The organism is Mycobacterium sp. (assembly GCF_032159565.1).
Classification (GTDB): domain Bacteria; phylum Actinomycetota; class Actinomycetes; order Mycobacteriales; family Mycobacteriaceae; genus Mycobacterium.
Map to the genome: position 1 here is coordinate 46,255 of NZ_JAVHWR010000103.1, position 14,692 is coordinate 60,946.

General features: G+C 67.7%; 17 protein-coding genes. 12 read left to right on the top strand and 5 right to left on the bottom strand.

Annotated elements, in window-relative coordinates; genetic code table 11:
- The first annotated feature begins 13 nt into the window (after positions 1-13).
- Positions 14-1,348 (top strand): MATE family efflux transporter, encoded by a 1,335-nt coding sequence (locus QOC76_RS12695; RefSeq protein WP_526357186.1) that lies wholly within the window; start codon positions 14-16, stop codon positions 1,346-1,348.
- Between the two features lie 59 nt (positions 1,349-1,407).
- On the top strand, positions 1,408-1,863 hold the full coding sequence (locus tag QOC76_RS12700; RefSeq protein ID WP_526357187.1) for a hypothetical protein: 456 nt from the start codon (positions 1,408-1,410) through the stop codon (positions 1,861-1,863).
- 1 nt (position 1,864) lies between these two features.
- On the opposite strand, the gene QOC76_RS12705 is transcribed toward QOC76_RS12700, so the two are convergent.
- Both QOC76_RS12705 and QOC76_RS12710 read right to left on the bottom strand, forming a co-directional pair.
- On the bottom strand, positions 1,865-2,431 hold the full coding sequence (locus tag QOC76_RS12705) for a class I SAM-dependent methyltransferase (RefSeq protein ID WP_526357188.1): 567 nt from the start codon (positions 2,429-2,431) through the stop codon (positions 1,865-1,867).
- A 20-nt stretch (positions 2,432-2,451) separates the two neighbouring features.
- On the bottom strand, positions 2,452-3,210 hold the full coding sequence (locus tag QOC76_RS12710) for an enoyl-CoA hydratase (protein ID WP_526357189.1): 759 nt from the start codon (positions 3,208-3,210) through the stop codon (positions 2,452-2,454).
- Between the two features lie 22 nt (positions 3,211-3,232).
- On the opposite strand from QOC76_RS12710, the gene QOC76_RS12715 reads away from it, so the two are divergent.
- Entirely contained in the window at positions 3,233-3,514 is a 282-nt protein-coding gene (locus tag QOC76_RS12715; protein ID WP_526357190.1) for a DUF2277 domain-containing protein, read from the top strand.
- A gap of 11 nt (positions 3,515-3,525) precedes the next feature.
- Positions 3,526-4,074 (top strand): DUF1802 family protein, encoded by a 549-nt coding sequence (locus tag QOC76_RS12720; protein WP_526357202.1) that lies wholly within the window; start codon positions 3,526-3,528, stop codon positions 4,072-4,074.
- Here QOC76_RS12720 and QOC76_RS12725 read toward each other — a convergent pair.
- Positions 4,063-5,733: a CocE/NonD family hydrolase gene (locus tag QOC76_RS12725; protein WP_526357191.1), complete on the bottom strand. Its 1,671-nt coding sequence runs from the start codon at positions 5,731-5,733 to the stop codon at positions 4,063-4,065. The genes QOC76_RS12720 and QOC76_RS12725 overlap by 12 nt on opposite strands.
- A 47-nt stretch (positions 5,734-5,780) precedes the next feature.
- The gene (locus QOC76_RS12730; RefSeq protein WP_526357192.1) at positions 5,781-6,386 is read right to left on the bottom strand and encodes a DUF3558 domain-containing protein; all 606 of its coding nucleotides are present in this window, start codon (positions 6,384-6,386) and stop codon (positions 5,781-5,783) included.
- A 131-nt stretch (positions 6,387-6,517) separates the two neighbouring features.
- On the opposite strand from QOC76_RS12730, the gene pptH reads away from it, so the two are divergent.
- The 5 genes from pptH to QOC76_RS12755 all read left to right on the top strand — a co-directional run bounded on the left by pptH (position 6,518) and on the right by QOC76_RS12755 (position 11,272).
- Complete coding sequence (pptH, locus tag QOC76_RS12735) at positions 6,518-7,462, top strand: ACP phosphodiesterase PptH (RefSeq protein WP_526357193.1); 945 nt, start codon at positions 6,518-6,520, stop codon at positions 7,460-7,462.
- On the top strand, positions 7,459-8,154 hold the full coding sequence (gene pptT, locus QOC76_RS12740; protein WP_526357194.1) for a 4'-phosphopantetheinyl transferase PptT: 696 nt from the start codon (positions 7,459-7,461) through the stop codon (positions 8,152-8,154). The genes pptH and pptT overlap by 4 nt, the downstream gene beginning before the upstream one ends.
- 65 nt (positions 8,155-8,219) lie before the next feature.
- On the top strand, positions 8,220-9,086 hold the full coding sequence (gene truB, locus QOC76_RS12745) for a tRNA pseudouridine(55) synthase TruB (RefSeq protein ID WP_526357203.1): 867 nt from the start codon (positions 8,220-8,222) through the stop codon (positions 9,084-9,086).
- 77 nt (positions 9,087-9,163) lie between these two features.
- On the top strand, positions 9,164-9,598 hold the full coding sequence (locus tag QOC76_RS12750; protein ID WP_526357195.1) for a MarR family winged helix-turn-helix transcriptional regulator: 435 nt from the start codon (positions 9,164-9,166) through the stop codon (positions 9,596-9,598).
- Complete coding sequence (locus QOC76_RS12755) at positions 9,599-11,272, top strand: MFS transporter (RefSeq protein ID WP_526357196.1); 1,674 nt, start codon at positions 9,599-9,601, stop codon at positions 11,270-11,272. It begins immediately after the preceding gene.
- Here QOC76_RS12755 and mntR read toward each other — a convergent pair.
- Positions 11,269-11,973, bottom strand: coding sequence for a manganese-binding transcriptional regulator MntR (gene mntR / locus QOC76_RS12760; RefSeq protein ID WP_526357197.1), 705 nt, complete (start codon positions 11,971-11,973; stop codon positions 11,269-11,271). The genes QOC76_RS12755 and mntR overlap by 4 nt on opposite strands.
- 81 nt (positions 11,974-12,054) lie before the next feature.
- Between mntR and QOC76_RS12765 the strand changes: the two genes are divergently transcribed.
- The 3 genes from QOC76_RS12765 to QOC76_RS12775 all read left to right on the top strand — a co-directional run.
- Complete coding sequence (locus tag QOC76_RS12765) at positions 12,055-13,029, top strand: bifunctional riboflavin kinase/FAD synthetase (RefSeq protein ID WP_526357198.1); 975 nt, start codon at positions 12,055-12,057, stop codon at positions 13,027-13,029.
- A gap of 155 nt (positions 13,030-13,184) precedes the next feature.
- A complete protein-coding gene (gene rpsO, locus QOC76_RS12770; RefSeq protein WP_526357199.1) occupies positions 13,185-13,454 on the top strand; it encodes a 30S ribosomal protein S15 in 270 nt (89 codons plus the stop codon).
- Positions 13,455-13,800: 346 nt separating this feature from the next.
- On the top strand, positions 13,801-14,692 hold an 892-nt coding region (locus tag QOC76_RS12775; protein WP_526357200.1), incomplete at its 3' end, for a polyribonucleotide nucleotidyltransferase.

Here is a 14,692-nt window from a genome sequence, read left to right on the forward strand (position 1 = left end):
CGTCAGCGGCGCCTTGGCTGACCCGGAGGCCGACTTTCCGGTTGCGCCCGCCACCGGCCGCCGCATCGCCGGGCTCGCGCTGCCCGCGCTCGGGGTGCTGGCGGCAGAGCCCATCTACCTGCTGTTCGACCTCGCGATCGTCGGCCGACTGGGTGCGCTCAGCCTGGCCGGCCTCGCCATCGGCGGGCTGATCCTGAGCACGTTGAGTTCGCAGATGACGTTCTTGTCCTACGGCACCACCGCCCGCTCGGCGCGCTTCTATGGTGCGGGCGACCGCGATACGGCGGTCGGCGAAGGAGTACAGGCGACCTGGCTCGCGGTCGGGCTGGGCACGCTGATCGTGGCGGTGGTTCAAGCCGCCGCGGTGCCGCTGGTCTCCGCGCTGGCCGCGGGTGGTGACATCGCCGAGGCGGCGCTGCCGTGGGTGCGGATCGCGATCATCGGTGTACCGGCCATCCTGATCTCGGCGGCAGGCAATGGGTGGATGCGCGGCGTGCAGGACACCGCCCGGCCGCTGCGCTACGTGGTCTTCGGGTTCGCAGTGTCGGGGGTGCTGTGTCCGCTGCTGGTGTACGGCTGGTTGGGATTGCCGCGGCTCGAGCTGGTCGGTTCGGCGGTGGCCAACGTGATCGGCCAGTGGCTGGCGGCGCTGCTGTTCTGTCGCGCGCTCCTGGTGGAACGGGTGCCGCTACGGATCCAGCCGAGGGTGCTGCGCGCCCAGGTGGTGATGGGCCGTGACCTGTTGCTGCGGACGCTGGCGTTTCAAGCGTGCTTCGTCTCGGCCGGAGCCGTCGCGGCCAGGTTCGGTGCCGCCGCCGTCGCTGCCCACCAGGTTGTGCTGCAACTGTGGAGTTTCCTTGCGCTGGTTCTGGATTCGCTGGCGATCGCGGCGCAGTCGCTGGTGGGTGCGGCGCTCGGTGCCGGTGACCTGGCACATGCCAAGTCGGTGGCGTGGCGGGTGACCATCTTCTCCGCCGTCGCGTCCGCGGTGCTGGCCGGTGTCTTCGCCGTCGGTGCGTCGGTGTTTCCGGGCGTATTCACCGACGATAGCGCGGTGCTGAGCGCCATCGGGGTGCCGTGGTGGTTCATGGTGGCCCAATTGCCTGTCGCCGGAATTGTTTTCGCTCTCGACGGTGTGCTGCTCGGTGCCGGCGATGCGAAGTTCATGCGCAATGCCACCTTGGTCAGCGCGCTCGTGGGCTTCCTGCCGTTGATCTGGCTGTCGCTGATCTTCGGCTGGGGTCTGCTCGGCATCTGGTCCGGCCTGAGCACCTTCATGGTGCTGCGGCTGCTCTTCGTCGGCTGGCGCGCGTTCTCCGGGCGTTGGCTGGTGCCGGGCACCGCTTGAATGTCGTCACCGCAGGCATGAGGTTGTGGTCGCCGGCGGCGCGGGGAAGGATCAGCCCGGTGAACAGGCTTGTGTCCCTCATCGCCGCTGCAGCATTGGTGACCCTGCTACCGACGCCACAGGCGGAGGCGGAGACTACGACCGTTGGGACTGCCGTTGAAGTGCTGGTCCACAGGTCGTTCACCGAGACGTCGGATCCCGATCAATGCATCGGGGCCTCGACGCTTGCGACGGTCCGCCGAGGGTCCGCAGTGATTCTTTCCGAGGGATCGTCGTTGTCGGACACCCGCAAAGTAGCCGTCGGACAGTTCTTCCGGTCGAGACTGAAGGACGGTGTGTGCCAGGTGTTGTACATCACCAGCGCGCCCGTCATGCCGAGCTTCAACGTCCAGTTCGCCAGTCCCGAGGGCGATTTGAGCCCGACCTTCGGACCGAACGCAGCCGAACCCGTCACCGACCAGCCGGGCATCGAACAGGTGGTTCATGTCGATATGGGGTTCGAACCCCAGCCTTGAGTCAGCCGGCGATGCGCGCGATGACGGCCCAGCCGTAGTCGTTGGTGCGCACGTCCACGTCGGTGAAGCCGGCTGCCGACAACCGGTCGCACAGCGTCGCCGGGTCGACGGGGTTGTAGGTGTCGTCTTCGTGGTGGGCCTTGAGTTCCTCGCTGCCGAGGCTGTCGCCGGCGACGAGCGCGGCGCCGGGCCGCAGCACGCGAGCGATCTCGGCGAACAGCCGATCCTGCAGTTCGCTCGTCGGAACGTGGTGCAGCATGGTGAAACACGCGGCGCCGGAGAACCGGTTGTCGTCGTAGGACAGCGAGGTCGCGTCCGCGTTGACGATCTCGACGGAAGGGACGTCGGCGAAGCGATCGGTCAGCATCGCAGCCAGCTCGCGGTCGATCTCGACCGAGGTGAGTCGCGGCACCGCGTTGCTGAGCACGTCGGTGGTGGCGCCGTAGCCGGGCCCCACCTCGAGCACCTCGTCGCCGAGGTCGGTGCCCTTCAGCGCCCACGGCAGGATGACCTGGCGCATCGCCTTTCGCCACTCGTCGCTGCCGCACATCTCGTGCGCTTTGTTCATGATCGGCAGCCTAGGCGCGTTCAGCGCACGTGTGTGCGGCCCCTCTGGATTACGGCTGCGCGGTTGGCGGCGATGTCGTCGCCGGTGGCGGTGCTCATCCATTGCCGCGCCGACGCCGCCTCGATCCACAGGCCTTCGTTGGTATGTGCGTCGTCGATGCGGTGGTAGGACGCCAGCAGCGCGCGGACCGCCTTCTGGTTGTTGCCGACGATCGCTGCGGCCGTCCGCCGCGCCGTCGGCATCAGCTGGTCGTGCGGCACCACCTCGGTGACCAAACCGGCCCGTAACGCTTCCTCGGCCGAGAGGTAGTCACCGGTCAGGCTCATCCGGCGGGCCATGCCCACGCCGACCTTCTGGGGAAGTCGCACCGACAGCCCCCACGTCGGCAGCAGTCCGACCCTGGCGTGGGTGTCGGCGAACCGGGCCTGTTCTGAGGCGATCAGGACGTCGCAGTACAACGCGAGCTCGAGCCCGCCGGTGACGGCTGCGCCGTTGATGGCTCCGATCACCGGCGTCGCCATCGGCGGCCACTTCGGCGAGATGTCGGGCAGCTCGGTGGTGTCTCCGAGCTCCTTGAGGTCGAGGCCGGCGCAGAACACCGGGTCGGCGCCGGTCAGGACGACCACGTCGACGGCCTCGTCGGCCTCGGCATCGCGCAGCGCGGCGTAGAACTGTCTACGCAGCGCAGATGACAGCGCGTTGCGCGATCGCGGGCGGTTCAGCGTCAGGGTGCGGACCCGGTCCGTGGTGTCGATCAGCAGCACATCGTCGGAAGTCATGGCCTGAACCTATCCTGGACGAATGTGCCGAAACATCACCGAGCTCCGCGGCCTGGAACCGGCCGCGACCGCCGAGGAGATCGAGGCCGCCGCGCGGCAGTACATCCGCAAGGTGAGCGGCGTGACGCGGCCGACGGCAGCCAACGCCGAGGCATTCGAGACAGCGGTCGGCGAGGTTACCGCGGTCACCACTCGACTGCTCGCGGCGCTACCGACGCGCAGGCAGCCACCCAAGACCGTCCCGCCGTTGCGGCGCCCGGAGGTACGGGCCCGCATAGCGGCCAAGGCCGCCGGCACCGGGTGACCGCGAAAACGCTGACCCAACCCGCGCTCAAGGAATGGAGCGCGGCCGTGCACGCGATGCTCGAGGGCCGCCAGACCGTGCTGTTGCGCAAGGGCGGAATCCACGAGAAGCGGTTCACCGTCGACTCGCCGCACTTCCTGTTCTTTCCGACGGTCGCCCACAGCCACGCGCAGCGGGTACGGCCCGAGTATCGGCAACTGCTGGCACCTGCGGCCGCCGACAGCAGCGAGGCGGAGCTCGTGCTGCGGGCAGGCGCTAAAGTGGTCGCCGCCGTCGAGGTCACCCGGCCCGAGGGGCTGGAAGACATTGCATCACTGCATATTTGGACCGCCGAGTCGGTGCGGGCGGATCGGCTGGACTTCCGGCCGAAACACCGGTTGACCGTGCTGGTGGTTCAGGTCAGCCCGCTGGTAGAGCCGGAACGCCTGCGGCGCGCGCCGGAATATGCGGGCTGCACCAGCTGGGTGCGGCTGCCGGTCAACCCGATGTGGGCCACGCCGGTGCACGACGACGCAACTCTGCGCGACGTCGCGGCGCGCGTACGCGAATCAGTGGCTTGACGGCAGGGCGCCCGCGGGCAGTCGCAGCCGCGACGCGCCGTCTCCGAGGTGAACGGTGTGCGTGGCAGGCCGCAGCCGCCTCCCGGTGGCCGGTGGGTCGTCGGTGCCGAGGTTGCGCGCGAAGCGCGGGTGCGAGCCACCCGCGACCAGCACCCGGATCCGTGAGCCGGCGCGGAATCGGTGCGCGACGGGGTCGAGTTCGACGGTCACAGTTCCCAAAGATGTTGTCTCGCGGCGGTATCCGTCGCTGACATTGCTGGACCTTCCCTTGGCGTCGACCTCGCTGACGCGAACGAACAAATCGTTGTGCGGGTTGTCGCAGGAGCGCGAGAGCTCGAGGACCGGGTTCCCGACGACGTAGACGTCGTGCGGCAGCGCGTCCCCGGTGAAGGTCAGCACGTCGGTGCGCTCGGCGAGTCGGCCGTCATTGCGGTACCCCCCGACGGGGGAGAGCAGCCGCCCCCCGATCGTCGGCGTCGGGTCGGCGGGGTCGTAGGTGAAGGTGGACGCGGGTGCGGTGTCGGGTGGCATCGCGTCGCCGAGGCGGCCGCCGGGCTGGAGGTAGCGCACCTGCTCGGGCATCGGGGGTGGCCAGACCTCTAGGCCGAGCCAGTCGTCGTGGTTGACGTGGACGCGCACGGGGCTGCGCTCGGCGCCGCGGTTACCCGCCAGATGAGTGTCGAGCCACGCCAGCGACTCGCGCAGCACGGTCGGCGCACCCGTGGTCAGCATGTGCGAGTGGGTCCACGATCCGATGGTCATCGCCACCGGTACGCCTCGCCTGCGCAATTGGGCGTACTGCTCCAGCGTCTGCTCGATGAACAGGTCCTGCCACCCGGTGAGCAACAGAACGGGGACTTCGGATCGCTCCAGCGCGGCCTGCAGTTGGACCGGCTCCCAGAACGGGTGGTCGTGCTCCGAATGCTCGATCCAGGACTCGAACCAGGGCGCGCCCTCGCCGAGCAGCGCGCGGGCCGCCTCGCCGACCGGGAGGCCCGCCGTCGCCTGTGCCAGCAGCCGCCGGGACCTGACCATGCGCACGATGTTCCGGATCCGGCCGGGATCCTCCTGGTGGGAGACTGAGTCGCTCCACCCGAGGAAATCGTTGAGCCCGAACGAACCGGTGCCCCAACGCGGTCCGCTGATGTCGTGCGGGCCGACGATGATCACCGCGGCCGCCATCTCCGGCGGCGGTTCGGTCAGCAGTGCCCACTGTGTGAAGCCGAGGTAGGACGCGCCGATGGTGCCGAACGATCCGGTGAACCACGGCTGGTCGCGCAGCCACGCGGCGGTGTCGGCGCCGTCGGTGACCTCGTGCATGAACGGGTTGAAGTCTCCGCCGGAGCCGAACGTGCCGCGAACGCTCTGCACGACGACGTGGTAGCCGCGGGACGCGTGGACGCCGCCGAACAGCGTCGAAACGGGATACCCGCGGCCGTAGGGCGTGCGAACCAGAAGGGTGCCCGCCGGATTCGACGTCAGGGGGCGGTAGTGGTCGGCGACCAAATCCACGCCATCTCTCATCGGCACGCGCACGCGGTGAGCCACCTCGTAATCGGTGGTGTGCGGCGGCAGGCCCAGTAGGCGGCCAAGGGTGCGACCGACGAGATTCCTGGCGTTGGTCACTGGAACCACGCTACGCAGGCGCCGGGTCGCCATCGAGCGAACGGGAGCCGAGCTCGAGCGCTCCGGCCCGACGGACACGATCACTCGGTGGTCGGGTCGCCCTTGAACTTGTAGTACGGCACCAGTTCGTGCGCGCGCTGCAGGTTGGTCTGCATGCAGTCGACGTCGTCGGCGGTGTAGGTCGGCGCGTAGAACAGCGACTGCTGAATCAGCCCGAAGTCGGTCTTGAACGCGATCGCACAGGTGATCCACCACCGGTTGTTCCAGTCGGTCGGCTTCATCACCCAGAACTGGGCCGCGCGGTGACCGTCGATGTCGAGTTCGACGGCGTCGGGCGGCAGGCTCTCCTCGTAGGTGCGCCAGACGAAAGCCTCGACCGCCACTTGATAGTTCCCGGCGTCGTAGTGACAGCGCAGGCTGTTCTCCGGCTCCGGAGGGGTGAACGCGAGACCGATACGCGCCACGACGTCTAACGGAATGTCGCGGCACGGGTCGAACGGATCGGGGTCGACGGTGTCGATCACCGGCCACTTGATGGTCGTGGTCGCCATCGGCAGCGGCACTGCGGTCGAGCGCAGCTCGACCGGTCCGGGCGCAGGCACCGTCAGCGGTCCGCTCTGCATGACCAGAATCACCGCCGTCAACAGCGCGCCCAACGCCGCGAGCAGACGGATCTTGGTGGCCATAACACCCCCTCGCGCATTGTCGGGCCCTGCGGGGACTATACAAGTCGCCACAACGGCGCCGGACCGGAAACGAGAACATGTTCTAGTTGCGCGGCGGGCGTCACCGCTTCGCTTAAGTACGCTGGTCGGTTGTGGCGACACTCTGGGCGATCAGCGACCTGCACACGGGTCACACCGGCAACAAGCCGGTCACCGAGTCGCTGCACCCGTCATCGCCAGACGACTGGCTGATCGTCGCAGGTGACGTCGCCGAGCGCACCGACGAGATCCGCTGGGCGCTCGACCTGCTGCGCAAGCGGTTCGCCAAGGTCATCTGGGTGCCGGGCAACCACGAACTGTGGACCACCACCAAGGACCCGATGCAGGTGTTCGGCCGGGCGCGCTACGACTACCTGGTCAACATGTGCGACGAGATGGGCGTGATCACCCCCGAGCATCCATTTCCGGTGTGGACCGATCAGGGCGGCCCGGCCACGATCGTGCCGATGTTCCTGCTCTACGACTACACATTCCTGCCCGAAGGCGCGGCCACGAAGGCCGAGGGCCTCGCCATCGCCAGGGAGAACAACGTGGTGGCCACCGACGAGTTCGTGCTGTCCAACGAGCCGTACGCGACGAAGGACGCATGGTGCCGCGACCGGGTGGAGGCCACCCGCAAGCGCCTGGAGGACCTCGACTGGGTGACGCCGACAGTCCTGGTGAACCACTTCCCGTTGGTGCGTGAGCCGTGCGACGCGCTCTTCTATCCGGAGTTCTCGCTGTGGTGCGGCACCACGGCGACCGCTGACTGGCACACCCGCTACAACGCGATCTGTTCGGTGTACGGGCACCTGCACATTCCCCGGACCACGTGGTACGACGGCGTGCGGTTCGAAGAGGTATCGGTCGGCTACCCGCGGGAATGGCGGCGCCGCAAGCCGTATCGCTGGATGCGTCAGGTGCTGCCCGATCCGGAGTATCCGTCCGGGTATCTCAACGAGTTCGGCGGGCACTTCGAGATCACGCAGGAGATGCGGACGAACGCGCAGAAGGTCCAGGAGCGCATCAAGAACCGGCAGGCGACGCGCTCGAGATGACCGTCGCGCCACTGCTTTCCGGCGTGCTGCCGCGCACGCGAGGAGCACAACAGGGTGAAGTGAGCGTGGCCGCCGCCGAGTTATACAGCGATCCACCGGATTTGGCGCCGCTGCCCGAGGAGGAGCCGCTGATCGCAAAGTCGGTGGCCAAGCGCCGCAACGAATTCGTCACCGTCCGTTACTGCGCTCGGCAGGCGCTGGAGGAACTCGGCGTGCCGCCGGTGCCGATCCTCAAGGGGGAGAAGGGCGAACCGTGCTGGCCGGACGGCGTGGTCGGCAGCCTCACGCACTGCGACGGCTATCGCGGGGCGGCCGTCGGCAGACACGACAAGGTGCGGTCGGTCGGCATCGATGCCGAACCCCACGATGTGCTGCCCCACGGTGTGCTCGACGCGATCAGCCTGCCGGCCGAGCGGTCCGAGATCAGCGCTCTTCCGGAGGGCCTGCACTGGGATCGAATCCTGTTCTGCGCCAAGGAGGCGACGTACAAGGCGTGGTTTCCGGTCACCCGGCGCTGGCTCGGCTTCGAGGACGCCCACATCGTGTTCGACGTCGACGAAGGCGCGACCGCGGGTGGCTTCGAATCGCGCATCCTGATCGACCCGGCCGCTCTGTCCGGTCCGCCGCTGAGCACGCTGCGGGGCCGCTGGTCTGTGCGCAACGGGCTGGCGCTGACGGCGATCGTCCTGTGAAAGATTCCGCGCACGCGAGGAGCAATCAAAGTCCCGCGCACGCGAGGAGCAATCAAGGTCCCGGCCTGGTGGTGATCGACAAGCCCGCCGGCATGACGAGCCACGATGTGGTTTCCCGGTGCAGGCGCATCTTCTCCACCCGCAAGGTCGGGCATGCGGGCACATTGGACCCGATGGCCACCGGTGTGCTGGTTGTCGGCATCGAGCGCGCCACCAAGATCCTCGGCCTGTTGACCGCGACCGACAAGTCCTATGCCGCAACGATTCGGCTGGGTCAGACGACCACCACCGAGGACGCCGACGGCGAAGTGCTGCAGACGGTTTCGGCCGCGAACGTGACCGACACCGACATCGAAGCCGCGATCGACGCGCTGCGTGGCGACATCGCGCAGATCCCGTCGGCCGTCAGCGCGATCAAGGTCGGCGGCAAGCGCGCCTACCAACTCGCCCGCGAAGGCCAGACCGTCGAACTGGCCGCCAGGCCGGTGCGGATCGACCGCTTCGAGGTGTGCGACGTGCGGCGGTCGGCTGACCTGATCGACGTCGACGTCGAGGTGGATTGCTCGAGTGGCACCTACATCCGGGCGCTGGCGCGCGATGTCGGCGCCGCGCTGAAGGTCGGCGGGCATCTCACAGCGTTGCGCCGAACCCGCGTCGGCCGCTTCGGGCTCGACGAGGCGCGCGCCCTCGACGAGTTGGCCGAGAAGCCGGCGCTGAGCTACTCGCTCGACGAGGCCTGCCTGCTGGCCTTCCCGCGTCGCGACCTGACCGCCGACGAAGCCGAGTCCGCCCGTCACGGCCGGGCGTTGCACCCCGCCGGCATCGACGGCGTGTATGCAGCGAGGGATTCCGACGGACATGTCATTTCGTTGCTGCGAGATGAAGCCGCGAAGGCAAAGTCTGTGGTGGTTCTGCGTCCCGCGACGTTGTGAGCATTTGATCGCCCCAAGGCCCGGGATCCGCCCCGAGGGCATTTGTCAGCTCAAACTGATAAGCCTAGCCTGATGATATGCCCGTCGACCGCCAGACTGAAGCCGTGGCGAGGGCCCTGCTCTTGTGCGTCGGGCTGCTACGCCGCCGGCTGCGTCAGACGCCGGTCACCGGTGAGCTGACCTTCCCGGAAACCGCAGCGCTCGGCCGTCTGGACCGTGGCGGACCGGCGGCCGCGGCCGACCTCGCCAGACAGGAGCAGATCAGCCCGCAGTCGATGGGCGCCACGCTGGCCGAGCTGGAAACCCGCGGCCTGGTCAAGCGCCAACCCGATCCCGGCGACGGGCGGCGAATCCTGTTGTCCATCAGCACCGCAGGCCGCAACGAGCTCAACCGCAGGCGCGACGCCCGCGTCGAACAACTCACCGCGGGCCTGGCCGATTTCACCGAAGCCGAACTCGAGCAACTCGCAGCCACGGCACCTCTGATCGAACGACTGGCGTACCACCTGTAGATGACCGTCGACGAACAAGAAACCCCGACCCGCGACAACTACCGCTGGGTCGCGCTGACCAATACCACCGCGGCCGTCTTCATGTCCGCACTCGACGGGTCGATCGTCATCATCTCGCTGCCCGCGATCTTCCGCGGCATCCACCTGGATCCACTGGCACCGGCCAACATCACCTACCTGCTGTGGATGATCATGGGCTACCGGCTGGTCCAGTCCGTGCTGGTCGTCACACTCGGCCGCATCGGCGACATGTACGGCCGGGTCAGGGTCTACAACGCGGGCTTCACCGTTTTCACCGTCGCGTCGATCCTGTTGTCATTCGACCCCTTTGACGGCTCGGCCGCAGCCCAATGGCTGATCGGCTGGCGCCTGCTGCAGGCGGTCGGGGGATCGATGCTGACCGCGAACTCCGCGGCGATTCTCACCGACGCGTTCCCACCCGACCGGCGCGGCTTTGCGCTCGGCTTCAACCAGGTCGCCGCGCTGGCCGGGCAGTTCATCGGGCTGGTGGCGGGTGGCCTGCTCGCCGCGTGGGATTGGCGGGCGGTGTTCTGGGTGAACGTGCCCGTCGGGGTGTTCGGCACGATATGGGCCTATCGACGCCTGCGCGACAACGGCGAGCGCAACCGTGGCCGCATCGATTGGTGGGGCAACATCACGTTTGCGTTCGGGCTGTCCGCGGTGCTCATCGCCATCACCACCGGCATCCAGCCGCACGGCGGCCACAGCACGGGCTGGCACAGCCCGTTCGTCGTGGGAACGCTGGCACTGGGCGTCGTTCTGCTGATCGGGTTCGTCATCATCGAGTCCCGGGTCGCCGAGCCGATGATCCGGTTGAGCCTGTTCAAGATTCGGGCGTTCAGCGCAGGCAACGCCGCGACATTCGCAGCGGCGCTGGCGCAGGGCGGGCTGCAGTTCATGCTCATCATCTGGCTGCAGGGCATCTGGCTGCCGCTGCACGGGTACGACTACGCCGACACCCCGCTGTGGGCGGGTATCTTCATGCTTCCTTTGACGGCCGGATTCCTGGTCGCGGGCCCGGCGGCGGGCGCGCTGTCGGACCGGCTCGGTGCCCGCGGGATCGCCTCGGCAGGCATGCTGTTGTTCGGGCTGAGCTTCGTCGGCCTGATGCTGCTGCCGATCAACTTCCCGTACTGGGCGTTCGCGATGCTGATCGCGCTCAACGGAATCGGCAGCGGCATGTTCGCCGCGCCCAACACCTCGGCCATCATGGGCAGCGTGCTGCCGAGCGAGCGCGGCGTGGTGTCGGGGATGCGGGCGACGTTCCAGAACAGCGGTACGGCGCTGTCGATCGGCGTGTTCTTCTCGCTGATGATCGTCGGCCTGGCGGGCAGCCTGCCCGGCGCGCTGAGCGGTGGGCTACAGGGCCACGGTGTGCCGCATGACGTCGCTGCGCAGGTGTCGGAGTTGCCGCCGGTGTCGACGCTGTTCGCCGCGGTGCTTGGCGTCAACCCACTCGAGCACCTGCTGGCGCCGAGCGGCGTGCTGACGCAACTGCCGCCGGACAGGCGGGCGGCCATCACCGGCCGCGACTTCTTCCCGAGCCTCATCTCGGGCCCGTTCCATCACGGGCTGACGGTGGTCTTCGGTGCGTCGATCATCCTGGCCGCGTTGGCCGCCCTCGCCTCGCTGGCTCGGGGTCGAGTTCGCTAGCCGACCACCCAGATCGCCTCGGCGGCCGGACTGCCCAGATCCACAGTGGTGCCCGGGTCGTTCTCCTTGGCGTCGGCCGACTTGATCGCGACCGAGATCATCCCCGCGAAGTCGCGCCGAGCCAGCACCATCAGCCGGGAATCCAAGGTGATTCCGACGCTGTCGAAATACCGCAGCATTTCGGGGTCGGCGTCGGATATCCGCGCCACGGTCCCGGTTTGGCCGTCCTCGCAGACCGACAGCTGCCGCGCATCCGGCGTCGGCACGTGGCCGTCGGCGGCCGGGATCGGATCCCCGTGCGGGTCGCGCTTCGGGTAACCGAGCTTGGCGTCGATGCGGTCCAGCATCCGGTCGGAGACGGCGTGCTCGAGCACCTCGGCCTCGTCATGCACCTCGTCCCAGCTGTAGCCGAGCATGCGAACCAGGAAGGTCTCCATCAGCCGGTGCCTGCGCACCATCGCCAGCGCGGCCTTCCGGCCGGCGTCCGTCAGCGTCACCGCGCCATATTTCTCGTGGTTCACCAGGCCCTGGTCGGCGAGCTTGCGGATGGACTCCGACGCCGTGCTGGCCGACACACCGATCCGCTCGGCGAGCAATTTCGTGCTCACCTTTTTCAGCGACCATTCCTGCTCGGTCCAGATGACCTTGAGGTAATCCTGCGCGACCGTGGTGAGGTCGCGGGGGTTACCGTTCGGGTTCACAATGACAAAGTTTAGGCAATGGTCATTTGATCTGGGGATGTGAGGCATCCCGGCCCGTCGGCGCGCCGTAGGCTTGGCGCTGTGCAGCGCTGGCGGGGTCAGGACGAGATCCCCACGGACTGGGGGCGATGCGTCATCACCATCGGCGTGTTCGACGGGGTTCACCGCGGACACGCCGAGCTGATCAACCATGCGGTCAAGGCGGGCCGGTCCCGCGGTGTGCCGACGGTGTTGATGACGTTCGACCCGCATCCGATGGAGGTCGTTTTCCCTGGTAGCCATCCCGCGCAGCTGACCACCTTGACCCGCCGCGCCGAGCTGGTCGAGGAGTTGGGCATCGACGTCTTCCTCGTCATGCCGTTCACCTCGGACTTCATGAAGCTGACGCCTGAGCGCTACGTTCACGAGCTGCTGGTCGAGCACCTGCACGCCGTCGAGGTGGTGGTCGGCGAGAACTTCACCTTCGGCAAGAAGGCCGCAGGCAACGTTGACATGCTGCGCAAGGCAGGCGAGCGGTTCGGGTTCGCGGTGGAGGCGATGTCCCTGGTCGCCGAGCACAACAGGGATGAAACCGTCACCTTCTCGTCCACATACATCAGGTCCTGCGTGGACGCCGGCGACGTCGTCGCGGCGGCCGAGGCGCTGGGCCGGCCGCACCGGGTCGAGGGGGTGGTGGTCCGCGGCGACGGCCGCGGCAAGGTGCTGGGCTACCCGACCGCCAACGTCGCGCCGCCGATGTTCTCGGCCATCCCCGCCGACGGCGTGTATGCCACATGGTTCACCGTGCTGGGCCACGGACCCGTCATGGGTACCGTCATGCCAGGTGAGCGGTATCAGGCGGCGGTTTCGGTTGGCACGAATCCGACGTTCTCCGGGCGGACCCGCACGGTCGAGGCGTTCGTCCTCGACACCGAGGCCGACCTGTACGGACAGCACGTCGGGGTGGACTTCGTCGCCCGCATCCGCGGCCAGGAGCGGTTCGACTCGGTGGACGACCTCATCACGGCGATGAGCCGCGACACGGAGAAGGCCCGCACCATCCTGGCCGCCAAGTGACGTATTCGCGGCTCGGCCGCGGCCACGATTCGATGCCGCACCAGGTCCGCTGCTAAACTTCACGCCGACCAAGCGTGTGCTGCAGTTCGCGGCGGCCGCGCCTTACAGGGCCTTCGAGCCCTAACCCTCGCGGACCGATTGATGGAGATTGTTTCGTGGCGCTCACCGCCGAACAGAAAAAAGACATCCTGGGCTCCTATGGCCTGCATGACAGCGACACCGGTTCACCGGAGGCGCAGGTCGCGCTGCTGACCAAGCGCATCGCGGACCTGACCGAACACCTCAAGGTGCACAAGCACGATCACCACTCGCGACGCGGACTGCTGCTGCTGGTCGGTCGGCGCCGCCGCCTGCTCAAGTACGTCGCCCAGGTGGACGTGGCGCGCTACCGTTCCTTGATCGAGCGCCTTGGGCTGCGTCGCTGACGCAGTCCACGATGTCGGCCGCAGCATTGCTGCGGTGTAACATGAATGCGTTCGTCAGCCGTTGGAGCCGCTTAGGCGGCGACATCCAATTGGGCGGCACGAACAACTCGGTGCGGTTCTCGCAGTTCGCGTGCACCGCTCCTGCGCGTCCCTGGCGGACCCCGCCTGATCGGGCGGTCTTCGGTAGTGGCGGCCGGGAGCCCCAAGAAATTGGGTTGAGCCTCCGGCCGCTTCGATCGACGGCCGTAGCCGTATCAAGGCCCGTGGTCTGACAGGCTGCTCGACGTATTGAGCGTGACGACGCGAAACAGCTGAACAGAGACCCAGAGAGGCCTTACGGACACACATGTCTGTTGCAGAACTTGAGGACGGCGTCTTCGAATCGACCGCCGTCATCGACAACGGAAGCTTCGGCAAGCGCACCATCCGATTCGAGACCGGCCGCCTTGCCAAGCAAGCCGCGGGCTCCGTCGTCGCCTACCTTGACGACGAAACGATGCTGCTGTCGGCGACCACCGCCAGCAAGACCCCCAAAGAACATTTCGACTTCTTCCCTCTGACGATCGACGTCGAGGAACGCATGTACGCCGCCGGGCGCATTCCCGGCTCGTTCTTCCGCAGGGAAGGCCGTCCGTCGACGGACGCGATTCTCACCTGCCGCTTGATCGACCGGCCGCTGCGCCCGACGTTCGTCTCCGGCCTGCGCAACGAGATCCAGGTCGTCGTCACCGTGATGAGCCTTGACCCCAAGGATCTCTACGACGTGCTGGCCATCAACGCCGCGTCGGCGTCGACCCAGATTTCGGGCCTGCCGTTCTCCGGTCCCGTCGGCGGTGTGCGCGTCGCGCTTATCGACGGCACCTGGGTGGCATTCCCGACCGTCGAGCAACTCGAGGGCGCGGTATTCGACATGGTCGTCGCCGGTCGCAAGACAGCCGACGACGTCGCGATCATGATGGTCGAGGCCGAAGCCACCGACAAGGTGATCGAGCTGATCGCCGGCGGAGCCGGCGCCCCGACCGAGGCCGTCGTGGCCGAGGGCCTCGAAGCTGCCAAGCCGTTCATCGCGACGTTGTGCGCCGCCCAGCAGGAACTCGCCGACGCGGCCGCCAAGCCGGTCGCCGACTACCCGCTCTTCCCTGAGTACGGCGACGACGTGTACTACTCGGTCGCGTCGGTGGCCACCGACGAACTGTCGAAGGCGCTCACCATCGCGAGCAAGACCGAACGCAACGAAC